The following is a 500-nucleotide window of genomic DNA, read 5'->3' on the forward strand; positions in this document are numbered from 1 at the left end:
ACGGTACACGGGTACGACAGATATTGCCGTGGGCAGTCCCATTGCAGGACGCAGCCATGCCGAAGTGGAATCCCTTATTGGATTTTTTGTCAATACCCTTGTCTTTCGGAATGATCTAAGTGGCGATATCAGTTGGGAAACCCTGCTGCAACGCGTCAAACAAACGGCAGTGGAAGCTTATGCCCATGCGGCTGTCCCTTTTGAAAAAGTAGTGGATGAAGTCGCTCCGAATCGGCATTTGAGTCATTCCCCGCTGTTTCAAGTGATGTTATCGGTGGAGAATGAAGCATGGCAAGCACCGATGGTGGAAGGTTTGGCAATCGAAGAAGTGACATTGCCTCAGACGACGGCCAAATTTGATTTGACCCTGCATCTGACCCAAACAGAAGAGGGGTTAGCAGTGACCTTCGCCTACAACACGGATCTATGGGAAAAAGCAAGTATTGCGCGAATGGCGGGTCATTTGCAGCAATTGATGTGTCATATGATCGACCATCCCG

At 49.6% G+C, this 500-nt stretch carries 1 protein-coding gene; it reads left to right on the forward strand.

Annotated elements, in window-relative coordinates:
- A partial coding sequence (locus tag AC5WOC_RS21200; protein WP_496057415.1) for a condensation domain-containing protein occupies window positions 1-500 on the forward strand: 500 nt, incomplete at both ends.

This window comes from Shimazuella sp. NTD247 (assembly GCF_059510415.1).